The 24859-nt window shown below is 38.8% G+C and carries 25 protein-coding genes; 8 read left to right on the top strand and 17 right to left on the bottom strand.

Features of this window, described 5'->3' with window-relative positions:
• Nucleotides 1-19 precede the first annotated feature (19 nt).
• The 3 genes from adk to EGS71_RS18435 form a co-directional block, all read right to left on the bottom strand.
• Nucleotides 20-673 carry an adenylate kinase gene (adk, locus tag EGS71_RS18445; RefSeq protein WP_001220244.1) on the bottom strand — a complete coding sequence of 218 codons (654 nt, stop codon included), beginning with the start codon at nucleotides 671-673 and terminating at the stop codon, nucleotides 20-22.
• 86 nt (nucleotides 674-759) lie between these two features.
• Nucleotides 760-2073: a membrane protein gene (locus EGS71_RS18440; RefSeq protein WP_000895449.1), complete on the bottom strand. Its 1314-nt coding sequence runs from the start codon at nucleotides 2071-2073 to the stop codon at nucleotides 760-762.
• Nucleotides 2074-2134: 61 nt separating this feature from the next.
• Complete coding sequence (locus EGS71_RS18435; RefSeq protein ID WP_001227325.1) at nucleotides 2135-2653, bottom strand: hypothetical protein; 519 nt, start codon at nucleotides 2651-2653, stop codon at nucleotides 2135-2137.
• A 236-nt stretch (nucleotides 2654-2889) separates the two neighbouring features.
• Here EGS71_RS18435 and mrdA point away from each other — a divergent pair, with 236 nt between their 5' ends.
• Complete coding sequence (gene mrdA, locus EGS71_RS18430) at nucleotides 2890-4908, top strand: penicillin-binding protein 2 (RefSeq protein WP_000809155.1); 2019 nt, start codon at nucleotides 2890-2892, stop codon at nucleotides 4906-4908.
• A complete protein-coding gene (rsmD, locus tag EGS71_RS18425; RefSeq protein WP_000795851.1) occupies nucleotides 4908-5459 on the top strand; it encodes a 16S rRNA (guanine(966)-N(2))-methyltransferase RsmD in 552 nt (183 codons plus the stop codon). The genes mrdA and rsmD overlap by 1 nt, the downstream gene beginning before the upstream one ends.
• A 42-nt stretch (nucleotides 5460-5501) precedes the next feature.
• Here rsmD and EGS71_RS18420 read toward each other — a convergent pair whose 3' ends face one another.
• From EGS71_RS18420 to EGS71_RS18385, 8 genes are all read right to left on the bottom strand, one after another.
• The gene (locus tag EGS71_RS18420) at nucleotides 5502-6071 is read right to left on the bottom strand and encodes a HupE/UreJ family protein (RefSeq protein ID WP_001009276.1); all 570 of its coding nucleotides are present in this window, start codon (nucleotides 6069-6071) and stop codon (nucleotides 5502-5504) included.
• A gap of 9 nt (nucleotides 6072-6080) precedes the next feature.
• A complete protein-coding gene (gene ureG / locus EGS71_RS18415) occupies nucleotides 6081-6695 on the bottom strand; it encodes an urease accessory protein UreG (protein WP_000140200.1) in 615 nt (204 codons plus the stop codon).
• 23 nt (nucleotides 6696-6718) lie between these two features.
• The gene (locus EGS71_RS18410) at nucleotides 6719-7384 is read right to left on the bottom strand and encodes an urease accessory protein UreF (protein WP_000103640.1); all 666 of its coding nucleotides are present in this window, start codon (nucleotides 7382-7384) and stop codon (nucleotides 6719-6721) included.
• A complete protein-coding gene (gene ureE, locus EGS71_RS18405; RefSeq protein WP_000708730.1) occupies nucleotides 7371-7853 on the bottom strand; it encodes an urease accessory protein UreE in 483 nt (160 codons plus the stop codon). The genes EGS71_RS18410 and ureE overlap by 14 nt, the downstream gene beginning before the upstream one ends.
• A 69-nt stretch (nucleotides 7854-7922) precedes the next feature.
• The gene (gene ureC, locus EGS71_RS18400; RefSeq protein WP_000784169.1) at nucleotides 7923-9623 is read right to left on the bottom strand and encodes an urease subunit alpha; all 1701 of its coding nucleotides are present in this window, start codon (nucleotides 9621-9623) and stop codon (nucleotides 7923-7925) included.
• Nucleotides 9624-9659: 36 nt separating this feature from the next.
• A complete protein-coding gene (locus EGS71_RS18395; RefSeq protein WP_000612142.1) occupies nucleotides 9660-9968 on the bottom strand; it encodes an urease subunit beta in 309 nt (102 codons plus the stop codon).
• 12 nt (nucleotides 9969-9980) lie between these two features.
• Nucleotides 9981-10283 carry an urease subunit gamma gene (gene ureA / locus EGS71_RS18390; protein WP_000422460.1) on the bottom strand — a complete coding sequence of 101 codons (303 nt, stop codon included), beginning with the start codon at nucleotides 10281-10283 and terminating at the stop codon, nucleotides 9981-9983.
• 101 nt (nucleotides 10284-10384) lie between these two features.
• The gene (locus tag EGS71_RS18385; protein ID WP_002015743.1) at nucleotides 10385-11260 is read right to left on the bottom strand and encodes an urease accessory protein UreD; all 876 of its coding nucleotides are present in this window, start codon (nucleotides 11258-11260) and stop codon (nucleotides 10385-10387) included.
• Nucleotides 11261-11454: 194 nt separating this feature from the next.
• Between EGS71_RS18385 and EGS71_RS18380 the strand changes: the two genes are divergently transcribed.
• Together EGS71_RS18380 and EGS71_RS18375 are read left to right on the top strand one after the other, a co-directional pair.
• Entirely contained in the window at nucleotides 11455-11778 is a 324-nt protein-coding gene (locus EGS71_RS18380) for a hypothetical protein (protein WP_000688341.1), read from the top strand.
• 203 nt (nucleotides 11779-11981) lie between these two features.
• Nucleotides 11982-12461 (top strand): copper resistance protein NlpE, encoded by a 480-nt coding sequence (locus EGS71_RS18375; RefSeq protein WP_000749184.1) that lies wholly within the window; start codon nucleotides 11982-11984, stop codon nucleotides 12459-12461.
• Nucleotides 12462-12523: 62 nt separating this feature from the next.
• Here EGS71_RS18375 and EGS71_RS18370 read toward each other — a convergent pair whose 3' ends face one another.
• Nucleotides 12524-14128 carry an isocitrate lyase gene (locus EGS71_RS18370; RefSeq protein ID WP_000214789.1) on the bottom strand — a complete coding sequence of 535 codons (1605 nt, stop codon included), beginning with the start codon at nucleotides 14126-14128 and terminating at the stop codon, nucleotides 12524-12526.
• A 590-nt stretch (nucleotides 14129-14718) separates the two neighbouring features.
• On the opposite strand from EGS71_RS18370, the gene EGS71_RS18365 reads away from it, so the two are divergent.
• From EGS71_RS18365 to EGS71_RS18350, 3 genes are all read left to right on the top strand, one after another.
• Entirely contained in the window at nucleotides 14719-15708 is a 990-nt protein-coding gene (locus tag EGS71_RS18365) for a LysR family transcriptional regulator (RefSeq protein WP_001047619.1), read from the top strand.
• 124 nt (nucleotides 15709-15832) lie between these two features.
• The gene (locus tag EGS71_RS18360) at nucleotides 15833-17158 is read left to right on the top strand and encodes a hemolysin family protein (RefSeq protein WP_000051871.1); all 1326 of its coding nucleotides are present in this window, start codon (nucleotides 15833-15835) and stop codon (nucleotides 17156-17158) included.
• Nucleotides 17159-17710: 552 nt separating this feature from the next.
• Nucleotides 17711-19048 (top strand): CitMHS family transporter, encoded by a 1338-nt coding sequence (locus tag EGS71_RS18350; RefSeq protein ID WP_000956799.1) that lies wholly within the window; start codon nucleotides 17711-17713, stop codon nucleotides 19046-19048.
• 47 nt (nucleotides 19049-19095) lie between these two features.
• Here the strand turns inward: EGS71_RS18350 and EGS71_RS18345 are convergent, their stop codons facing one another.
• On the bottom strand, nucleotides 19096-19608 hold the full coding sequence (locus tag EGS71_RS18345; RefSeq protein WP_000462918.1) for a hypothetical protein: 513 nt from the start codon (nucleotides 19606-19608) through the stop codon (nucleotides 19096-19098).
• A gap of 221 nt (nucleotides 19609-19829) precedes the next feature.
• Between EGS71_RS18345 and EGS71_RS18340 the strand changes: the two genes are divergently transcribed.
• Entirely contained in the window at nucleotides 19830-20378 is a 549-nt protein-coding gene (locus EGS71_RS18340) for a DUF2239 family protein (protein ID WP_001092983.1), read from the top strand.
• Between the two features lie 53 nt (nucleotides 20379-20431).
• On the opposite strand, the gene cysN is transcribed toward EGS71_RS18340, so the two are convergent.
• From cysN to EGS71_RS18320, 4 genes are all read right to left on the bottom strand, one after another.
• The gene (gene cysN / locus EGS71_RS18335; RefSeq protein ID WP_000019502.1) at nucleotides 20432-22045 is read right to left on the bottom strand and encodes a sulfate adenylyltransferase subunit CysN; all 1614 of its coding nucleotides are present in this window, start codon (nucleotides 22043-22045) and stop codon (nucleotides 20432-20434) included.
• A 30-nt stretch (nucleotides 22046-22075) separates the two neighbouring features.
• Nucleotides 22076-22984, bottom strand: coding sequence for a sulfate adenylyltransferase subunit CysD (gene cysD, locus EGS71_RS18330; RefSeq protein ID WP_000140408.1), 909 nt, complete (start codon nucleotides 22982-22984; stop codon nucleotides 22076-22078).
• Complete coding sequence (locus tag EGS71_RS18325; RefSeq protein ID WP_002011285.1) at nucleotides 22977-23108, bottom strand: hypothetical protein; 132 nt, start codon at nucleotides 23106-23108, stop codon at nucleotides 22977-22979. Before EGS71_RS18325 ends, cysD begins: the two co-directional genes overlap by 8 nt.
• Before the next feature lie 256 nt (nucleotides 23109-23364).
• A complete protein-coding gene (locus EGS71_RS18320; protein ID WP_000479765.1) occupies nucleotides 23365-24807 on the bottom strand; it encodes a capsule assembly Wzi family protein in 1443 nt (480 codons plus the stop codon).
• Nucleotides 24808-24859 lie beyond the last annotated feature (52 nt).

Raw genomic sequence — 24859 nt, 5'->3', positions numbered from 1 at the left:
TATTACAAATAATATTAAATTATTTGTCTAAGATGTTGAACAAATCTTTTTGTACATCTTCAATTGTACGCAAGCCATCAAGCTTGTCATAAGTTGGCGCGTTTTCACCAGAAGCAGCACGACCTTGGTAGAAACCAACCAATTGTTCTGTTTCAGTGTGATAAGACGCTAAACGCTTACGGATTGTTTCTTCTTGGTCATCTGGACGTTGAACAAGATCTTCACCAGTTTCATCATCTTTACCTTCCACTTTAGGTGGATTGTATACAACGTGATAAACACGACCAGAAGCTGGATGCTGACGACGACCAGAAAGACGTTTTACGATTTCTTCATCAGGTACATCAATTTCGATTACATGATCAATGCTGATCCCTTCTTTTTCCAAAGCTTCTGCTTGAGGAATAGTGCGTGGAAAGCCGTCGAAAATACAACCATTCACGCAGTCAGGTTGAGCAATACGTTCTTTTACTAAACCGATAATGAGTTCATCTGAAACTAAACCGCCAGATTCCATCACACTTTTAGCTTTTAAACCTAATTCAGTACCTTCACGAATTGCAGCACGGAGCATATCACCGGTTGAAATTTGTGGGATATTGTAGCGCTTACAGATCAACTGAGCCTGAGTACCTTTGCCTGCCCCAGGTGGTCCGAGTAAGATAATGCGCATAAAAAACATCCTCATTTAAAACAATGAATGTGAGGTCCGGCAGATTTAGTTTCATTGATCTTCAATAGATCCTGCCCGACTTCGAATTATAAGAAAGCCACAAACAAATGTATTGTACCAGCAATAAATCCGGTTACCCCACCTAGTACAATAAGAATCCACTCGTCCTCTTGAAATGCTGGACGTAACAAATTCTGAAACTCTTTTGGTGTTAGTTCACGAATACGCTCTTTAAACATTTGAAAAATCTTCTGTGCCCGGCTTGCATTTAGTGCAGGGTCACATACCGGTCCCATCGTAATTTCAATTGAACGATCAATCAAGTCCGTCTTTAACCTTGCATACTCTCTTGGGCCTAAAGAAAGCTGTAAAGATGTTCGAACAAGTGGAGTTTCCATGATTTCGTTAATATGACGTTTAACAATACGACGCGTTTTGTCCTTGCGGGAACCATACATCATTTCTGTCATAATTGATTTTAACGTAATCAGATCTTCTGTCACTACGCTTGAGAAGACTTCTGAAACTTCTTCTTGACGCTTCATGAAAGCCCCTTGAACATTATAAGTACCAATTCGTAAAACAGGTACAATCCAAGGGAACTTACGATCTTTTGTTAATCTAAATATTTGCGGATAACGAATGTAATGCGGTTCAATCGGGTTAAATACCATCCAGATTGCAATCCAGTTAGTTAAAAAGCCCCAAATAGACGCCCAAAACGGTACTGTCCAATGCCAAGGCACCACAAACCAGACCACCATTTGGAAAACACCAAAGAACATCCCGATTAGTGCACTAATATGCCAAATAAAGTTGATTTCTTTTTGTCCAACTTTTAAAAACATACGTACCATTAAACGGCGATCACCTTCCATTTGGCTCACCACCATTTCACGCATATCAACCAGTGACTCAACGTTCATAGTCAGCTCAGTCACTAATTCTCTAAGTACACCTGGTAATTGCTTATGCGCTTGAGCATAAATACGGCGTTTAATCGAATAAGGTAAATTTTCCCAAAGCACTGCATTACGATCGATCATCACTTCATCAATCAAATGCTCAAGTTCAAATCCGACTTGCTCACCAATAATACGCGCCATGTCTTCAGGGTCCATTGCCTCTAAAAACTCACGCAAAGAACCTAACTTGGATAAAGTATTATCGGTAATAATTCCAGAGATACGTCCAGCTTTACGTGGCACAATACCTTGCCAGCCGACTGGTAAAGGACCTAAATGAAATCCCCAAAACTTGATTGGGTAAAACACCATTTTTAAAGCCATCCACACATGTGCCCATGTGACAAAGGCAGTGACCGGAATGATACTCAAAACGGCCCAAAAATCAGGTCTGTGTAAAAAGGTCTGCCACAATCCGCTGACGTACTCTAACATGTAAGACTCTCGTATTTATTTGTGCTCTGCTTATGGCGAGTTAACGATAAACTGCTTTGTTTTATAAACCAAAACTTAGAGAATAAGAAAATTGAATTTGTGGTTTAGTATCTGCAGCAACATCACCATTCTGGTCCGTTAATTTTTCCGCTGCGCCGATACCCACACTAAACGTACTAATTCTTTCTGAATTCAACAATACATAAGCCAAATCGACACCAGCACCTAAACGAGATTTATAATCTCCGTCTACCGATTTGCTATCAAGATGTCCAGCGTAAAAGCCAATATAGTAACCATTTTTATCTGTTCCAGTAAGGTAGTACGGATAGCGGAATCCGACTTGTCCTCCAGCAGTTTTATCGCCATTTAAAAATGCACCAACTTTTGCGTAAGCAATGCCATAAGGATTTACCCACTCACCATTGAGATGTAACAATTTTTGTGTAAAACCGGCGCCTACATTCCAGGTAGATGCTTTATGATCTGCTAATTTTGCTTCTGGAAGAAATGAGTAATCTTGAGCATGTGCCCAACTGCTTACTGTCAAAACTGCAAGTAAGGGATAAATTTTTCTCATTATTTTCTCCATTTTCCCTAATCGTATGGTGAGAACAACCCTATTCTATTGAATGAGAGACTTTAACAGAATTATTTTGCTTCTTATATACAAGACTCTACAATTTTGTTGTCTACAAAGTCAAAAAAGCCAATTTGCCTCTTCACTGAAACTTTGAAAAATATGCGATATTTTAAGTGCGCTTGCGTTAGAATAAGCAGCTATTTTTCTCACCCTATGTCATTAAGTCGATCCGTATGAAACAGCACTTTCCTTTAAAAGATATCCAGCAAGAAAAGCGCATTTATCGAGGTCGTATATTTTTTGCCGTAGGGCTTGTGATTATCTGTTTATTGGTACTAGCCAGCCGATACGCTTATCTACAAATTTTTCATTATGATGAGTTCTCGACGGCATCGGATAAAAACCGTATTCGCCTACAACCCCTTCCACCTGCTCGTGGTTATATTTATGACCGCAATGGGGTTTTACTGGCAGATAACTACCCTGTTTTTACCGCAACATTAAGTAAAGCAGATGTTGAGAACGTTGATACCGTTATTGAACAATTACAGCCTATTTTAGAACTCACTCAAGAAGATGTAGATCGTTTTAAAAGCCGCATTAAAACAGCACGTAAAACTGAACGTGTGGCCATTAAACTGAATTTGACCGAGACAAATATTGCCAAGTTTAGTGAAGTTAAATACAAGTTCCCCGGGGTTAGAATTGAAACCCAAATGACGCGCTATTATCCACATGGTGATTTATTTGCTCACGTGATTGGATATGTTGGCCGTATTAACGATAAAGAATTAAAAAGTATTGATAAAGATTTATATGCTGGAACAAACCTGATTGGTAAAATTGGTGTAGAAAAAAGCTATGAAGATTTACTTCATGGAACACCTGGTTATGAGTCTGTAGAAGCAGATGCTCATAGTAATATTTTGCGTCACTTAGGTCGTAAAGACCCAACCCGTGGTAATGATCTCTACTTATCATTAGATTATGGTTTGCAAGTTGTCGCGTCGCAACAACTCGCTGGTCGACGTGGAGCAATTGTTGCGATAGACCCACGCACTGGTGAAATTCTTGCGTTGGTTTCAAGCCCAAGCTTTAACCCTAACTTATTTGTAACGGGTATTAATCATAAAGATTATAGCTCTCTACGTGACAATATAGATCAGCCTCTTTATAACCGTGCAGTACAAGGTGTATACCCTCCTGGTTCAACCATTAAGCCAATGGAAGCGATGGGCGGTTTACATTATGGAATTGTTGATTGGGCTACTGCTATTTCCGACCCTGGCTATTTCCATTTACCGGGTGACTCACACAAATTCCGTGACTGGAAAAAAACCGGTCATGGCATTGTGAACATGCACAAAGCCATTATCATGTCTTGTGATACCTATTTTTATATTTTGGCTAATCAAATGGGCATCGATCAGATGAACCAATGGATGCGCCAATTTGGCTTTGGCCAAAAAACAGGTGTCGATTTACCAAGTGAAAGTGAAGGCTTATATCCAAATCCTGAATGGAAAATGCGTACACGCAAATCCAAATGGATGAAAGGTGAAACGATTTCAGTAAGTATTGGTCAAGGTGCATTTACAGCAACTCCTTTACAACTCGCCATGGCAACTGCCATTACGGCGAACCACGGCTCGCATGTAGTTCCCCATGTTTTACGTGCAACCCATGGTGCAAAACCTTTTACCGTACGTAATGCACCTGATGGAAAAATTAATTTCAATGGTACAGATGAAGATTGGGTAAAAATGCGAGAAGCCATGATTGATGTAATTCAATCAGGTACTGGTCGTGGCATCCGTACACCGCTATATCAAATTGCCGGAAAAACAGGTACAGCACAGGTTAAAAGTATTGCTCAAGGCAAACGTTATAACGAAGCTGCGCTTAGTGAACGCCAACTTGACCATGGTCTTTTTGTTGGCTTTGCTCCGGCTGATAAACCCGAAATCGCTATTGCAGTTATTTGGGAAAATGGCCGTCATGGTGGTTCAGCAGCCCAACTTGCTAAACCCGTGTTTGATTACTGGTTATTAACCCGTAAGAAAAATCCGATTCGACCAGCCAACCATCAGGTTAATGGTGGCTTGATGACCGCTGGAATTAAACCGGGTGAACTCCCAAGTGGTAATGAAAGTGCCAGCTCTACTCCTGCGACCTCTGCTCCGACTTCCGCAGCAGCCTCTACTCCACAGGCAACACCAACTCGTCCTGCTACAAACGAGGTCGATGAATAATGAAAAATCAATTACGCATTATTGGGGGCGAATGGAAAAGACGAGTTTTACCATTCGCCAGTATTGAAGGATTAAGACCAACTCCCGATCGTGTCCGCGAAACTTTATTTAACTGGCTCATGTGGGACATTCAAAACGCTCAGGTTCTCGATATCTGCACAGGTTCTGGGGCATTAGGCTTTGAAGCATTATCGCGCGGTGCTGCATCTATTTATATGATTGAGCCAGATAAGACGCAGGCACGATTTTTAAAAGATAATATTCAATTGCTCAAAGCGCAGAATTGCCATTTAATTAATGCAACTGCTCAACAAGCCTTACCACGCTTAAAAGAACAGTTTGATGTCGTTTTTTTAGACCCTCCTTATAGTCTTAATTTATGGCAAGAGCTTGCTCACTTGGCAGACTCACATATTAAAAATAATGGGTACATTTACGTTGAAGCTGACCGAGATTTATCTCAGCTTCACCTTCCTGCAACATGGCAGCAAATTAAATCAACCAAAGCTGGTACAGTCCATGCAGGGCTTTACCAAAAAGTAAGCGAATAAAAAGGTAGCTTAAAGCTACCTTTTTTCGCTACAAAGTTTTAATTAACTCAAACCAATCACTGCAACAACTGCTGCACAGGCACCTACAATTTTTTTGCCATATGGCACATAACGTGTAAATACTGCACCTAGTGCAAGCCCACCACAATAGATAAGTGCCATACCAGTAACCATACCGGTTACTAACGCCACGATATGCCCTGCATGTGCTAACTCAACACCATGAGCTATCCCATGAAAGCTTGCGAGTAAAGCGGCAGCGATAGGTAAAATCCGATTTGATTTTGTCCATAGCGCAATCGCTGTAATAATTAAAGAAGCAACAATACCGTATTCAGCAACATTGGCGGGTACCAAACCTTGAGCACCTACCAAAAAGCCAATCACTAAGGTGATACTTAAAGTGATGACGCCAGCAATTTTCCACTGTTTGGCTGCCGACCAAAGCAAGACACCAAAGCCTAAAGCCATTATTAAATGATCCAACCCCGTAAACGGATGAATAAAGCCTGCTATAAAACCTGAATGTACATGGTCATGCCCTGGATGAGCCATAGCTAACGCAGGTAACATGCTAAGGAGCCCAACGCTCCATTTTTTAATGAAGTTCATAGTTACTCCTTAAGCCTTAAACAGCCCTTGCTTCTCAATAAATTGAATAATTTCTTCAAGCCCATCTTGTGTTTTCATGTTTGAAAATAAAAATGGCTTTTCACCACGCATGCGTTTTGCATCTTGGTCCATGACATCAAGGTTTGCTCCCACCATAGGTGCGAGGTCAGTTTTATTAATAATCAGTAAATCTGACTTGGTAATACCCGGTCCTCCTTTACGAGGGATCTTTTCGCCACCTGCTACATCAATGACATATAAAGTTAAATCAGAAAGCTCTGGGCTAAATGTTGCCGCTAAATTATCACCACCGCTTTCAATAATAATGAGTTCTAAGCCATCAAATTTTTCACACAGATCATCAATCGCAGCTAAATTAATTGAAGCATCTTCACGAATTGCTGTATGCGGGCAACCACCTGTTTCCACACCCACAATACGATCTGGTGACATCGCTTCATTACGGGTTAAAAAGTTTGAGTCTTCTTTGGTATAAATATCATTTGTCACCACTGCCATATTATATTTATCACGCAAGGCACGGCATAAGTTAAGCGTAAGTGCTGTTTTACCTGAACCGACCGGTCCGCCAATTCCGACTCGTAATGGACTACGTTCTGTCATGATTTTTATCCTTTTTCCTAAACTTAAGATCTGAATAACCGTGAATATTGAGTTTCGTGTTTCATGCTCAGCATGGCATAGCGCGGCAAAGCACTACTCAATTGCTCATCTTTAAGTTTTAAAGCCTTCTCTACAGCTTGTGGTACTCGCCCTTGCAAATGCCATAAAATTCTTTGTCCTGCCATTTGGCCCAATGGGACAGTTTTTACTGCGGCTAAAACCTGATTTTCTAAAACGGTAAAGGTATACGCCGTAAGTACATCCACATCTTTAAGTTCTAAACGACCGCAAAGCTGCGCATAGACAGGCACAAAACCAAACTGCTTTTTAACCTCAACTGTTTTCTTTAAAACATCTTTAATCCATGCATTTAAAGAAAATGCGAGTTGCTGAGATTCGGCCAAAAGCTCTCTACTTTCTCGGCTTGCCTTATACAAATGTGCCCAAATTAGAAACTGATCTGGATCATCATAATGTTGCATAAGACGTTTGAGTACAGGTAACTCAAAGCGTACTAGCAGCATTTCAAGCACTTCTTCAAAGTAAGCAATTGCCGAGGATTCATCGTGTATTAAGCCAATATCAATGGCGGTTTCCACACCTTGCGAATAGCAATATGCTCCAACTGGCAATGCCGTAGAAGACAATGTCAGTAGTTGCAGTAATTGCGCAGCATTATGAGTGGACATGATGTAAAGCTTTGATTGGGCTTAAACGATGGTCATGGCTATGCTGTGCATAGGCACCGCTTTCAGGTTCAAATGGATGATCGGTTTCTGTCACAGCAAGCCCCAAACCTTCCACCATTTCTGCAAGCACATGATCAGGCTCAAAATATAAAGCTGTTGGTGTCAGCATTAATGGCACATGTCGATTACCTAAATGATAAGCCGCTTTAAGCAAGTCAAATTCAGTCTGAGCAGTGACTTGCATTAACCGTTCAGGTTTTGCATCAACTCGCAATACATCGCCCTCTTGCGTTGCAATATATGAACCACTACGCAAAATGCCAGTACGAGGCAAATCCGCACCGATATCTACGCCACTTGCTAAAGCCGCTCGAAAACGTGATTTTTGTCGGGTATCAAACGTTAGCTCAACCGTTTCAAATGCCTGATCAGGAGAAATATCTTCAAGACGTTGGGTGTAAATTTTCATTTAGCTTTTCTCTCCTTACTTATTTCTTTCATATATAAGGTAATGAGGCAAATCACCTCTATAAATTCATTAAAACAAGAAATAACGTTGTGCCATCGGTAACACGTCAGCAGGTTCACACGTTAATAATTCACCATCGGCCCGCACCTCGTAAGTCTCAGGATGAACCTGCATAACAGGACAATATGTATTGTGTTTCATATCGGCTTTGGTAATTGAACGCGTGTTTTTACAGGGACTGATTAACTTTTTAAGATTTAGCTTCTCAGCAACTTTTTCATCAATTGCGACTTGAGATAAAAAGGTAATACAGGTGTTATGCACACCACGTGGATAAGCACCAAACATTGGACGATAATGCACTGGTTGAGGTGTAGGAATTGAAGCATTAATATCACCCATTGGCGCTGCTGCAATCATGCCACCTTTAATGATCATGGAAGGTTTCACGCCAAAAAATGCAGGCTTCCATAACACCAGATCAGCAAGTTTTCCGACTTCAACCGAACCAATTTCATGACTTAAACCATGGGTAATTGCCGGGTTAATTGTATATTTGGCAATGTAGCGTTTAACGCGATTGTTATCATGAAACTCATTGTCACCCTCTAATGGGCCACGTTGTACTTTCATTTTGTGGGCAGTTTGCCAAGTTCGTAAAATTACTTCACCCACACGTCCCATTGCCTGAGAATCAGATGACATCATGGCAATTGCGCCTAAGTCTTGTAAAATATCTTCAGCAGCAATGGTTTCACGGCGAATACGACTTTCTGCAAAAGCAATATCTTCAGCAATTGCAGGGTCTAAATGATGGCAAACCATGAGCATATCTAAATGCTCATCAATGGTATTGATCGTATAAGGTCGTGTTGGGTTGGTCGAAGATGGCAACACATTACTTTGCCCAATTGCTTTTAAAATGTCGGGAGCATGCCCGCCGCCCGCACCTTCGGTATGGTAAGTATGAATCGTACGGTCTTTAAATGCCGCTAGCGTTTCTTCTAAAAAACCACCTTCATTTAAAGTATCCGTATGAATTGCGACCTGTACATCATACTCATCTGCAACGCTCAAACAGTTATCAATAGCCGCAGGTGTTGAACCCCAATCTTCGTGTAGTTTTAACCCAATTACTCCTGCTTTAATTTGCTCGCGAATGGGGTCAGGTAAACTTAAATTCCCTTTACCCAATAGACCAATATTCATAGGCAAATCATCAATCGCCTGCAACATGGTCGCAATATGCCAAGACCCTGGAGTCACTGTCGTTGCCGAAGTACCTGCTGCTGGTCCTGTCCCACCGCCCACCATTGTCGTTGTCCCAGACATCAGCGCGGTTTCAACTTGCTGAGGACAGATCCAGTGAATATGAGTATCAATACCACCAGCTGTTAAAATTTGTCCTTCACCTGCAATTACTTCTGTCGCAGCACCTAAAGGAATAGTAATGTCGGGTTGAATATCAGGGTTTCCAGCTTTCCCTATTTTCCAGATTCGTCCATTCTTTAAGCCCACATCGGCTTTAACAATTCCCCACCAATCTACAATTAAAGCATTGGTTATGACTGTATCAGCAACTTCATCAGCTAAAAGCTGAGATTGTCCCATCCCGTCACGAATAACTTTTCCGCCACCAAATTTAACTTCTTCACCATATGTCGTTAAGTCTTGCTCAACTTCAATAAAAAGCGCTGTATCAGCCAAACGAATACGATCACCAACCGTTGGACCAAACATTTCTGCGTATGCACGACGTGACATTTTCATAACTTATTACTCATCTTTTCATTATTGTTGTTATCTTTAATCCAGCTTGCCCATTACCCGACCAGCAAAACCATATACTTCTCGCTTACCAGCTAAAGCAACAAGCTCTACTTCTCGACTTTGTCCCGGTTCAAAACGTATTGCTGTGCCTGCTGCAATATTTAACCGAAAACCTTTGACTGCCTCACGATCAAACTGTAAGGCATCGTTTGCTTCATAAAAATGGAAATGCGAACCGACCTGAATAGGCCTGTCGCCAAGATTAGCCACCACAACTTTTAAAGTTTCTCGTCCAACATTTAATTCAATGTCAGTTTCTGGAGTAATAACTTCACCGGGAATCATAAGTATTCCTTTTTATACAATGGGCTGATGAACAGTGACTAATTTCGAACCATCAGGAAAAGTTGCTTCAACCTGTACCTCAGCAATCATTTCTGGTACGCCATCCATGACATCTTCACGCTTTAATAAAGTCGTTCCAAAGTGCATAAGTTCACTCACCGTCATACCATCCCGTGCACCTTCAAGTAAGGCTGCGGAAATAAATGCAACAGCTTCCGGATAGTTCAACTTTAAGCCTCGTGCTTTACGACGCTCAGCCACTAAGCCTGCAGTAAAAATGAGTAACTTATCTTTTTCTGTTGGATTGAGTTCCATATCTCTTTCCTAAATAGCATCTAATTTTCTTTAAGCAAAATGCGTGCTCAAAAGCAGCATACCGGTTTTAATCGTTTTTAAAATACGCAATTTAACGTAACTTAAGTTTTCCAAATTCTTGGAAATTCTTCATCTAAATCAAACCAATAACGTCTTAATTTAGCCCGTATAGCTGCGAAAGCATCATGACATCGCCGTACATCATTTCCTAAAAAACGCGCACACAGTACATCTTCTAATAAGGTCAACGTCACGGGAACATCCATACGCATAATGAGTTCACGGATGAGTTCAATATGTTGCTCTAAATAGAATGAAGAACGGAATTTTTCAGGGGGCACGGCCCAAAAACTGGCCATCACCGCCTGATTATTCATTCCTAAACACGAGCTTAACCAGCGATCGCCTCCCTCAAAATATAAAGTATCGGCAACTAATAACTTGTTTTTGCGCCATAATTTAAACTGGTTGTGATAGCTTCCCTGAACAAAATTCTCAGCCCGAGCCTGCCGCCCCAAGATCAACATATCCCATCCAATAAAACTTGCAGTTTGTTCAAGGTGGATATCTGTTTCAGAGTGGGCTAAAGCACCGTCAAAAAGCATTGTTTCTTGCGGCATCCACTCTAAAATAGAATCATCTTTTACATTCAAATAAATATGCTGGAAAGCCTGTTTTCCATTTGTCCTATACCATTTACCCGCTCCCGGTGTGGTAATTACAGCATGCGCCTGCCCTTCTGTTTCAATTTGAAAAGTAAGATGATCACCGCCTGCAATTCCAGCAGGTGGATGAACAATAATGGCATGACAAACCCCAGTTTTTTCGGGCCAGAGCATTTTTTGCACCCGAACGGGGCCATAATGCTTTCGGTGACTCATTATGGTGCGAGAGTTTTCATAACAAAATCCCAGTTCTAACTGGGCATACCAAAATGGTGCTGAAGAAGTCTGAAAAGTTTGTTGAATTCGATTCATTTTGGCTCATTTTTGATAATGGCTTTTTTGATAAGCAAAATATGCACCAAAAGCAAAAAGTGGTTATTACAAACTTAGAAACAATTTTTTTATTTTAATGAGTCAAAAAATCATCAATGTCTAACATAAAACCACAGTAAAGCATGGAATTATTTATACAATAGCGCCCATCCTCGCTCTTATAAATTTTTCCCATGAAAATCTTTTTCGTGTTAGTACCGTTTGTATTTTTAACTGGGTGTATTTTTGGCCAATCAAGTGAGGTCAAACGTGCAGAAAAACTTTTAAATAACTTTCAATGTAAAAATATTGAAACAAGTGAAATTTCTACAAGTTCAATCAACTCTTATTACCAGCAATCTTTAGCGGTGAGTAAGGAAAAAGCGACCTCTTATGTAGAAAGCTATAAAAATGGTGAAGAATTATTTGCAATGCCCTTAGATGAAGTCGTAGAACAGCAATACCAACTTTATAAAGCAGCGTGCGATTCTTTAGGTGGGGTTTCTGCCCAACCATAAATTTTTAAAAGTATCCATTAAATCATTTTAGTGGATACTTTTAATTCTCAACTAAAATATAAAAAAACATAGCCCTAATCTGTGCAATTTTTACTCACTTTACCTTTTGTTAAAATTAAACTACATACTAGAGCTTTTATTTTCGATTCTTTTTTCCTAGCCTGTCAGTACTTTATATTTATTTTTTTGAGGTTTTATTCATTATGAAAAAATCATTATTAGCAATTGCACTTATGAGTACTCTTCTTGTCGCATGTAATAAACATGAAAATAAAACAGAAACAACCTCTGATACATCTACTCCTGTACAAACTGCTCAATCAAATAATAATGAAGCGGTAGATACAGCGCATACAGCCGAGAATTCTTTAGATTGGGATGGTAAATATAAAGGTACGCTTCCTTGCGCAGACTGTGAAGGCATCAAAACTGAATTAGAATTAAAAGATGATAAAACTTATGAGCTAACAGAAACCTATCTTGGTAAAGGTGATGCAAACCCATTTGAAACCCATGGTAAGTTTACTTTCGATAAAGACAATACTTCTGTTATTACCTTAGATGATAAAGCTCAAAACCGTAAATTCTTTATTGGTGAAAATACCGCGACCGCTTTAGATATGGAAGGTAAAAAAGTTGAAGGTTCTTTAGCTGAACATTATGTTTTGAAAAAAGAAGATTAATCTATTTTTCAATATAAATAAAAAACCCGCTCAAATGAGCGGATTTTTTATGAAGTCAATTCTTAGTGAGCTGAGAATTGGTTCATTGTGTTTTTAGCATCGTCACCAGCTTTAAGTGCATTTTCACCAGCGAAGATTTCTTTGTGGTCATCACCGATGTCAGAACCAGCCATTGCTTGGTGTTTCACACATGCGATACCGCCACGGATTTCTTTACGTTGTACGCCAGCAACATAAGCTAACATACCTTGGTCACCGAAGTAACCTTGTGCTAATTCATGAGTAGAAAGAGCAGCAGTGTGGTATGTAGGAAGTGTGATCAAGTGATGGAACACACCAGCTTCACGCGCAGCATCTGCTTGGAAAGTACGGATTTTTTCATCAGCTTCAGCAGCTAATTCAGTATTGTCGTACTCAGCGCTCATTAATTTAGCACGGTCGTAAGCAGATACATCTTTACCTTCTGCAACCCAACGATCGTACGCTTGTTGACGGAAGTTTAAAGTCCAGTTGAATGATGGGCTGTTGTTATAAACAAGCTTCGCATTCGGAACCACTTCTTTTACACGGTTAACCATGTGTGCAATTTCTTGTACGTTTGGAGTCGGAGTTTCGATCCAAAGTAAGTCAGCACCGTTTTGAAGGCTAGTGATACAGTCAAGTACAACACGGTCAATCTGAGTGCCTTCACGGAATTGGTATAGACCAGAAGCTAAACGAGTTGGACGATGTAATTTACCATCACGTTTAATTAAGATCTCATCTTCTTGAGCTTCTGAGATATCAATTTCTTGAGTATCTAAGTAGCTAATATATTTAGATGCGATATCACCTGGCTCTTTAACTACAGGGATCTTCTGAGTTAAGTCAGCGCCTTCAGAGTCAGTACGAGCAACGATAACACCGTCTTCAACACCCATTTCTAAGAATGCATAACGAAGTGCATGGATCTTAGCGATGAAGTCTTCATGTGGAACAGTTACTTTACCAGCTTGGTGACCACATTGTTTTGCATCAGATACTTGGTTTTCGATTTGAAGCGCACAAGCACCAGCTTCAATCATTTTCTTAGCAAGTAAGTAAGTTGCTTCTTCGTTACCGAAACCAGCATCGATGTCTGCAATAATTGGCACAACATGAGTTTCGAAGTTGTCGATTTGAGCTGTGATTTCAGCTACTTTCACAGAGTCACCAGCTTCTTTTGCTTTATTTAAAGCACGGAACAAGTCATTTAATTCTTTTGCATCAGCTTGACGTAAGAAAGTGTAGATTTCTTCGATCAAAGCAGGTACTGAAGTTTTCTCGTGCATAGATTGGTCAGGAAGTGGACCAAATTCTGAACGAAGAGCAGCAACCATCCAACCAGAAAGGTAGATATAACGTTTGCTTGTCGTACCGAAATACTTTTTGTTAGCAATCATTTTTTGTTGAGCGATGAAACCATGCCAGCAACCTAATGATTGAGTATATTTGCTTGAATCAGCATCGTATTCAGCCATATCACGACGCATAATCGCAGCTGTATACTTAGCAATATCTAAACCTGTTTTGAAACGGTTTTGAAGTTGCATACGAGCAGCATCTTCTGGGCTAATGTCTGCCCAAGTGTTGCCGAATTTTGCTTTTAATTCACGTACTGCATCAATCGCTGTTTGATATGTAGTCATGATATTGTCCTGTATTCATTTTAGGATTTCATCGATCGAAGCCTAGAGTCATGTTATGAAAATTCCCTATGACACCAGCTGCTTCTTCATGTACACAGCTTAGACTTAGCCAATCAATTAATCCAATATCCTTCGTTAATCTTCAGTATTTATTTAAAAAATATACCAATAAATCGATATTATAAGTAAAACTAAAAAACATAACACTTTGTTTATAAAAACAAAATAATCCTAAAGGAGTATAGAATTTTGATTAAAAAACACTCCAAGCTTTATTTTTATACAGTTTTTTTAAAAATTTTCCATTCATTTTTACTATAAAAAGTCAATTGTAAATTAGGCGAATTTTGCCAATGCAAAATGTCAATCAACATGCTAGAACAGTACTAAATATTAAGAAAATATTTTTGTTCAATAATTATAAAAATAAAAACAGATCAACGATAATAGAATCCAGCATTTGAGATACTTTTTGCCCATACTTAATTTCAACAAAAAATGTCGTTTTTCTCATCATTTTTTCACACAATGTTCTTTAAATATGGCATAATTTGAAACAATTTTAGGGTTTTATTTTCGGTATTTTTTTTATGAATCTGGAGCGGGTAGATCTTAATCTATTAATATATCTTGATGTTCTTCTTCGTGAAAAAAACGTTACTCGCGCAGCCGAACAGCTTGGTGTTACTCAACCTGCCATGAGTAATATTTTACGCCGTTTGCGTAATTTATTTAATGACCCCCTCCTGATCCGCTCATCTGAAGGGATGACACCGACAGAACGTGCACTTGAATTACAACCGCGTATTCGTGATGCTCTTTCTGACCTTTCAATGATTTTGGAACCGCGTACCGAATTCCGCCCTTATACCAGTAATCGCGTTTTCCGTATTATGACTTCTGACTATGCAGAAGCCACCCTAGTCCCTCGTCTTGTTAAAGCCCTCCGCTCAGAAGCACCAAACGTTGTACTCGATTTTCTTACTCCAAGTGATGTGTCATATAGAGACATGGAACAGGGTAAAGTTGATTTAGCCATTAACCGCTTCAATGAAATCCCGCAAAGCTTCCACCAAGTTTTAGTTTGGCGTGATAGCTTTAGCTGTATTTTAAATGACAAACACCCCGCTGTGACTCATTTAAATCTAAAAAGCTATTTAGATGCTCAACATATTTGGGTATCTAAAACGGGTATGGGTGTTGGCTTTGGGGTAAACCCAGATAAACAAGGTGGCTTGGGCTGGATTGATCAAGCATTAGAACGTATTGGTCAACGTCGCAAAATTTCTGTATTTACACGTCACTATCAGATGCCGGCATTACTTGCTCAAAATGTTGACTTGATTGCCACTCTTCCAACTCGAATGGCGCGTTTACAAGCACAAAATCCAAAATTAGTTATTAAAGATCCACCGTTTTACATTCCTGAGTTTGAACTTAAAATGGCTTGGTGTCCATTATTGCACCATCACCCAGCTCATCGCTGGTTACGCCAACTCATTCTATTTGTTGCTCGCCAAATGATCGAAGAGGAAAATCGTGAATTCCTAACCAATAATTCACAATTTTCCCACTATTAAATAAGTTTTAATTTAATTGTCTCTTTCAAACATTATCTTTAAGCGCTGAGCAATCAATCTGATTACCTCAGCGCTTTTTTTGTGTTAAAACATAGTCATAATAATGATGATCCTCGGGTGATTTGTGAGTCTCTTTCAAAATATCATTATCATCGTACTGCTCATCATCGCAGCAGGCTTTTTATCTTTAACTGAAATTGCTCTAGCTGGTGCCAGAAAAGTAAAGTTAAAGATCTTAGCCGAAGCTGGCGAAGAACGTGCTCAAAAAGTACTTGATTTACAAGAACAATCTGCAGACTTTTTTGCAGCGTCCCAAATCGGCTTAAATGCTGTTGCAATCTTAGGCGGTATATTGGGTGAAGCTGCGTTTCGTCCTTTTTTTGTGAACTTAGTTGACCGTTTCTATGAAGGACCTTGGACGCAAACTATTGGATTCGCCCTATCTTTCACATTGGTAACTTCTTTGTTTATTTTATTCGCCGATTTAATGCCAAAACGCTTGGCAATGATCGCACCTGAAAAAATTGCAATTAGTGTAATTAACCCTATTCAGATTTTTATCAAAATCTGTAAGCCTTTAGCATGGGGAATTAATGCAATTGCCAATTTGCTATTCCGCTTGTTTAAAGTAAATACCACACGCGAAGACAATATTACTTTTGATGATATTTCAGCAGTGATGGATGCAGGTGCTCAAGCAGGTGTACTACAAAAACAAGAACATCACTTTATTGAAAACGTATTTGAGCTTGAAGAACGTACCGTTCCATCAAGTATGACAACACGTGAAAATGTTGTTTATTTTACGCTTAACGAGCATGAAGATAGCATTCGCCAAAAACTGGCAGAATATCCTTATTCCAAATTTCTGGTTTGTAACGAAAATATTGATCAAGTGATTGGCTATGTAGATGCTAAGGATATTCTTGTACGTATTTTAAACAACCAATCTTTAACCCAGCTCAATGAATCGACTATTCGTACGGTTCTAATGATACCTGATACTTTAACACTATCAGAATTACTCGATCGTTTCCGCTCAACAAAAGAAAAGTTTGCTGTTGTAATTAATGAGTATGCGCTTGTCGTTGGGGTAATTACGCTAAGCGATATCATGATTACTGTTATGGGGGATTGGGTTACCCCTATGGAAGAAGAACAGCAAATTATTAAACGTGATAATAATTCTTGGCTGATTGATGGTAGTACACCTATTGAAGATCTTAAGCATGCGCTTGAAATGGATGAACTACCTGATGAAGAGAATTATGAAACATTAGCTGGTTTCATGATGTACCGTTTACGCAAAATTCCTCGTCCAGCCGACTTTGTTGAATTTGGTGGTTATAAATTTGAAGTTGTTGACGTAGACCATTTTAAAATTGATCAGCTATTAGTAACACGTGTATTAGAAAAAAATGATTTACCATCTCCACCTGATGAAAATTGATTTATTTTGGTGCAAAATATCCTGCAAATGCAGGATATTTTTTTTGATAAATAATTTTTTTCTTTTAGATAATTATTATTTTAAAATTTTTTATATTAAAAGTTTAATTAATTATCCTAATCACAATTTCAAATATATAAATTAACTCATTCATTAAAATAAAAAAATTAAATTGAATTAAAATAAAATTTTGCACATAAAAGATTTACAGATTCACTTTCGTTATGTAACGTAGGGAGTAGAAGCTTTGTAAATGGGTATACTTCTCATTTCAGTATTCAAATAGAATATAATTTTTAAAAATATATGATAATTTCAAACATGATAAAGGTTTTATAAGAATATATAATAAGCACTATACATTATAAATAGACTATACCATTATTATATATGTTCAGTATTTCTTCAAAATATACCTTTCCAAGTGAATATATATTAACCAAATAAACTAAATATATTATTTGTCTTTTTAATAAAAATTCATAAGAATAATCGAGGTCAGAGTTTTTGAATAAACTTGTTCAGTAAAACTAAAGGCAAAGGATTGATTGTATGCTGACATTACTTGGTGTTGGCATGATTTTATGCTTCATGTATTTAATCATGTCCAAACGTTTAAGCCCTATTATTGCTTTAATTCTCATCCCATTTATTTTTTCTCTTATTGCCTGGGGCCTTGGTCACTACTTTGAAAGCTTGAGCCATATCGAGCTTAAAGGTCTCAGTGAAATGATGCTAGATGGCATCAAAAAACTTGCGCCTACTGGCGTAATGCTATTATTTGCAATTTTATATTTTGCCTTAATGATCGATGCAGGTCTTTTCGATCCTCCGGTTAAATGGATTTTGAAAAAAGTTAAAGGTGACCCCCTAAAAATTACATTAGGGACCGTTTTTTTAACTACATTAGTCTCTCTTGATGGCGATGGTTCAACCACTTACATGATCTGTGTGGCAGCCATGCTCCCTCTTTATCAACGCCTCGGTATGAATACACTGATCATGACAGCACTTATGTTGTTATGTAGTGGTGTAATGAATCTGACCCCATGGGGTGGTCCTACTGCCCGTGCAGCAAGTGCGCTCCAAGTTGACCCAAGCCATATCTTTGTACCAATGATTCTTCCAATGGTGATTAGTATTGGCTGGTTATTCTTCTTGGCATATTTATATGGTCGCTATGAGCAAAAACGTTTAGGCGTGATTGAGCTTGAAAGTCACCATGGTGACAACATTACAGTTTCAAAAGACCCAGAAGCAACTCGTCCACATTTACGTAAAGTAAATATGGTACTCACCATTCTTCTTATGATTGCATTGATTAAAGGTATTTTACCGATGTCAGTGTTATTCATGCTGGCGTTCTGTATTGCAATGCTCATCAACTACCCTGATGTTGATATGCAGAAAAAGCGTATCGCTATGCACGCAGACAGTATCTTGGCTGTTGTAGGTTTAATTTTTGCGGCAGGTATTTTTACAGGTATTTTATCTGGTACAGGCATGGTTGAAGCCATGTCTAAAGAATTTGTTGCAATGATCCCTACAAGTATGGGGCCATATCTAGCGCCAATTACTGCTCTGGTGAGCATGCCATTGACGTTCTTTATGTCAAATGATGCATTCTTCTATGGTGTATTGCCAATTCTTGCTGAAGCAGCCTCACATTATGGTATTAGCCCAGAAGCGATTGCTCGTGCATCAATTGTAGGTCAGCCAGTGCATTTGTTATCACCTCTCGTTCCATCAACCTACTTGTTATGTGGTCTTGCTAAAGTCGACTTTGCAGACCATCAAAAGTTCACTTTTAAGTGGGCATTTATTACTTGTATGGTATTGATGGGTACAGCTTTAGTGATTGGTGTTTTCCCACTTTTTAGTACGATGTAATTCTGCTCTACTATAAAAATAAAAGCCCCTATCGGGGCTTTTATTTTTTATTTATTTACATACTCAATCATGGCATCTAAGAACGCATGAAAGTGCAAGCTAATATCTTCTTGTAAAATTTTATAAGCATTATCAAATTGCACCATTGGAAAGCCTTCTTTCCAAAATGGGAAAATATTATGCAAGTCATGAGTAACTATTGCATCTTCTCGAACAATTGCTTGTGAAATTTGTGCCAAAACTTGCGCTGTCTCTGCGCCATCAACAGCAAGATAATCAATACCACGCGCTTTTAAAATACGAATTCGATCTTTTTTATAGCGAATTTTTTTAGCTTGAGCTGCATTTAAACCTAGTGCAAGAGTAACTGCCTCTACAAACTTCTCTTCAAAATTTGTATTTAGTGCCACCAAAGCCTGCTTATGTGCTTCCTGACGTCCTGCTTTTCCCCCGTTACGGATGATCTCATTGGCTTCCGTATCTAGCTTATCTTTTTTCATCGACTGTAAAATGTCTAAAATTTCGATATCGCTTAAAGATTCAGGAGATTGCTCAAACATAGGAGTCTCTATACATACAACTAAAGGCGTATTCTCTCATAAAAGCGATACTAAAGCAGAGTAAAATTTTTAATAGCATATTATCTTGACTATTTTTATAGTCCTAATCTCAGAGACTACACTCATAAAATCCGTTAATTCTTTGGTTATGATTTTACCATTTGCCAAATTAGTTTTACCCTGATAATATTATTTTACCCTGATAAAAATATGCGGCTAAAATGAATACTAAAATCACCTATACTGCTTTCACTGGAAGCACGCTTATTGCGAGTGACTCCCTTATTGAACTTGCAAAGAAACTAAAAGCTCTTCCTAAAACAACAGAAAATATTCTGATTTTTAATGATCAAACAGGTCAACAAATTGATCTTGATCTTTCTGGTTCGGAACAAGAACTTCAACAACGTTATGCTGAACCGGAAGAAATTAAAAAAGTTGGACGACCTAAACTTGGAGTAATTTCACGTGAAATCACTTTACAGAAAAAACATTGGGATTGGTTAGATCAACAAAGTGCGAGTGCATCAGCAGTGATTCGCAAGTTAATTGATAAAGAGTTAAATAACCCAAATTCTGAAGGCAATATTATGCTAGCCAAACAAGCTATCGACCGCTTTATGTCTGCTATGTTAGGCAATATGCCAAATTACGAGGAAGCAACACGCGCCTTATATCAAGGTGATCGAGATATATTTTTAAAGATGATTCAGAGCTATCCCAAAGATGTAAGGGAATATTTAACTTTAAAAACTCAAAATATTTTCTAAACTCAATAAAAAAAACCCGCTTACGCGGGTTTTTAGAACTTATTTTCAATCTATTAAAGACGAACTAATTCCACAATTTTCTCTACTGCTTCTTCAATCGTTTCAGCAGTTACCTCTGTATCTATACCATCCACAGAAGTTGTGATAATGACAACACCCGTCTCACGTAATAGAACCAATTGCTCAGCTGTTAAGCTTGTTTTCGCGATCGCAACTACACCTTGCTGAATCAGCAAACTTTCTAAAGCTTGAGCTTTTTCAATTAACTGTGCAGAAACACCAATAACAGCAGGTTTTTGACCTAAACGAGCAGCACGATCTTCAGCAGTAACAGGATTACTATGAGCCGTCCACTCTACCGCGGCTTCTACCATGCCCGCGCCAACAGTTACGTTACTTAAACGGTCAATAAAAATAAATGAACCTGTGTAACGTGAATCTTGATAACGGTCAAACACGACTGGAGCATCAAACTCAACCACAACATCTGCAATCGCATTTAACTCAAGCTCTTCTACTTGAGTGTGTTCGAGCGTATTCACATTTACACGATAGTTAATATTAGTTACTTTTGCTGGAACAGTTTGTGTACCAATCTTAATATTGTACAACTTACCTTTTACAAGTGGGTGTTCATTCATCCATACCACTGAAGCACGAACACTTCTTGAAATTAATGGTTGCTCGCCTGCACGTACTAAGACATTACCGCGACTAATATCAATTTCATCATTTAACGTTAAGGTGACTGCTTGACCCGCAACTGCCTGCTCAAGGTTACCGTCAAAAGTAACAATTTCCTTAACTGTAGAACGCTTACCAGAAGGCAACGCCACAATCTCGTCACCAACTTTAATTTCACCTAATGCAACTGTACCCGCAAAGCCACGGAAGTCGAGATTTGGACGGTTTACATATTGAACAGGGAAACGGAATTCATGTTTACTTGACTCGCGGTTGATTTCCACAGACTCAAGAATACTCATTAAGGTTTGCCCCTTGTACCAAGGAGTATGAGCTGATGGATTTACAACGTTATCGCCATTTAAAGCAGAAATTGGAACAAATAAAATATTGGCTGGACGGCGATCACCCAATTGGCTCACGAACGCATCATATTCAACCTGAATTTCATTAAAACGTTCAGATGAATATTCAACCAAGTCCATTTTATTAATGGCAACAACAATATTTTTAATTCCAAGCAAACTCGCAATAAACGTATGACGACGAGTTTGAGTTTGTACACCATAGCGCGCATCGATTAGGATGATTGCAAGATCAGCAGTCGATGCACCTGTTGCCATGTTACGAGTGTATTGTTCATGGCCCGGAGTATCAGCAATAATAAATTTACGCTTTTCAGTCGAAAAATAGCGATAAGCAACATCAATGGTAATACCCTGCTCACGCTCAGCCTGCAAACCATCTACAAGTAATGCCAAGTCTGGTGCATCACCTGTTGTGCCCACTTTCTTACTGTCACGTGTTACAGCTTGCAATTGATCTTCATAAATCAATTTTGAATCGTAAAGTAAACGACCAATTAAGGTACTTTTACCATCATCTACGTTACCGCAAGTCAAAAAGCGCAAAAGGTCTTTTTGTTCATGTTGTTTTAAATACGCCAGAATGTCTTGGCTGATTAAGTCTGATTGATGAGACATTGCTCAAACTCCACAAATTTAGAAACTGTCTTAGAAATAGCCTTCTTGCTTTTTCTTTTCCATTGAGCCTGCTTCATCATGGTCAATCATACGACCTTGACGCTCAGAACTTGTTGCCAACAGCATTTCCTGAATAATTTCTGGCAATGTATCAGCTTCAGACTCAACTGCACCTGTTAATGGATAACAGCCAAGCGTACGGAAACGTACAGACTTCATTTGCGGAACTTCACCCTCTTTTAAGCGCATACGTTCATCATCAACCATGATTAGCGTACCACTACGCTCAACCACAGGACGAACAGCAGAGAAATAAAGAGGAACAATTTGAATATTTTCTAAATAGATATATTGCCAGATATCCAACTCTGTCCAGTTTGATAACGGGAATACACGAATACTTTCGCCTTTGTTCACTTTACCATTGTAAAGATTCCAAAGTTCAGGACGTTGGTTTTTAGGATCCCAACGATGTTTACTATCACGGAATGAATACACACGCTCTTTCGCACGTGATTTTTCTTCGTCACGGCGCGCCCCACCAAAAGCAGCATCGAACTGATATTTATCCAAAGCCTGTTTTAAAGCTTGGGTTTTCATAATATCCGTATATTTCGAACTGCCATGATCAAATGGGTTGATTCCTGCTTCACGGCCTTCTTTATTCTGATGAACAATTAAATCAAAACCATGTGTTTTTGCCATGTTATCGCGAAACGCGATCATGTCTTTAAACTTCCAGCCCGTATCTACATGTAATAAAGGGAAAGGAAGTTTTGCAGGATAAAATGCCTTTAATGCAAGATGAAGCATCACAGCCGAGTCTTTACCAATTGAGTAAAGCATGACTGGATTTTCAAATTCTGCGGCTACTTCACGGATAATATGAATACTCTCAGCTTCAAGTTGCTTGAGATGTGTAAGTCTTGATTCAGTCATGAACACGCCCTTCTCTATCCATTTTGCCCATAAAATCTAGAAGCGGTATTACACCACCACTTAGAAGACCATGTGGAGGAACGAGTGCCATAACAACTCCAATTTTTCGTGATAAATAGTCCAACCACAAGCCCTTTATGAGGCTTATAGCATTAGTTATGCATTATAGTGATTTAAAACTGTTTTCTTTTGCTTGTTTTTTCATATTGATATTCAAATTCATCATATGCATGTAATATGCTGATTCACTTATAACTTTAAAATCGTAACTGGTGTAGTCAACTTAAGCAAATCACCATCTGTGCTTTGGATTTCTCTAAAAACAATAAAAAAGAGAAGCCTCTGTAGCCTCTCTTTCTTATTATAAGGTTAACTAAAAATTAGAAACCAAACATTTTACGCTCTAGAGGAATTTCTACTCCAATTGATGCACCAGCATCATTACCTTCTAAGTCAGAATCACTTACCCAACCATTAATTTTTAATGGAAGATCAGGTTTAATGTAATGTGTCCAAGTTAGATCAAGCGCTTTAATTTCATCATCTTTAGGGAATGCTTTATTAATTGCCAAGTTAGATTGGTTAACTTTAACCACCATAGCACGACCGCTTAAACGGTTCATCACGTCAAAGCGGATATCACCCCCCACAGAATACATTTGTCCATCGCCACCCATCGCATGTCCTAATGGGAAGCCATGTTGGTAATAACCATCTTTATAAACATAATGATTATAGGAAATACCCTTCACATCATTATTAGTGCGGGTATCAGCCCATTCTGCATAAAGTTGATATGGCATATTATTATAGCTAGAAGAATAGTCGACTCCTGCTAAATACATTTTTTTAGAAGGAAGTAGTCCAGCTTCATCTTCACCAACATATTGACCATAAATACCAACAGGAGCATTTATAAGAGATTGTAGATTTAAACGAGCATCAAAACCTGCGATTTGGTTAGAACGATCTTCATCAGAATCATACACATTGTCATTCCCTTTAATTGCATTCCACAAAGAATCCCAACTTTCAGAACGTCCTTCACCACCCCATTGTAAAGTACGAGAAGCACCTAGTTCCAAATAGGGTAAAGGTCTTGCAGTTAAACGTAAGCCTAATAATTTGGCATGAGGAACCGCTTTATAATCATCTAATTGGCCTGCAAAAGCTTGATATTGCCAAGGTCCAATCCAAGATAACCATTTTGTCTCAAAAGCATTTTGTACAGCTCTTTGTGCCGTCACGCCATACACAGGACGACTTGCATCGCCACGGATTAAGCTACCATCATGTCCAGGTCCCCACCATGTTGGAATTTGACCTGCAACAAGCCACTGGTTCCAGAGTTTACCAGCGACATATGAACCCTCAACGTTAACGTCATGCCCACTATCAATTTGAGGGTCTTTTTCTGCGTTTACACGGATTTTTGCATCCCAATTTTCACCACCAGCATTAAACTCTAATGAACCTTGGTACTGCGATTTTTGGTTATCACCAAATGCTTGAGGAATATTTTTGATATCAGTTTCAGCAAAAGCACCCACTTTAACTGTATCGTTATCTGCCTTTAATGCATTGAGAACTGAATTAATAACTTTTTGCTGTGCTGGATGAGTCACTTTAGCTTGAGAGAGCGCTCTTTGAATTTCATCACCACTTAATGGCCAAGTAGAAGTGCTGATGTTAATAACACCTTGTTGATTCAACCAGTTTAAGTCGGTACGTAAATCATCATTATTAAGCACTAAACCTTGTGCAAAAACAGCCGATGAAGCAGTTGCTAATAATGCAATCGAAAGTGTTTTTCTTAAAAACATGTCAGCACAATTCTCAAAGTTATTTATGAGCAACACATTAATTTTTTTATCG

The sequence above is a fragment of the Acinetobacter sp. FDAARGOS_559 genome (genome assembly GCF_003940475.1).
GTDB classification, from domain to species: domain Bacteria; phylum Pseudomonadota; class Gammaproteobacteria; order Pseudomonadales; family Moraxellaceae; genus Acinetobacter; species Acinetobacter baumannii.
The sequence above is the reverse complement of the archived record's forward strand: the minus strand, read 5'-3'. Positions and strand labels throughout refer to the sequence as shown.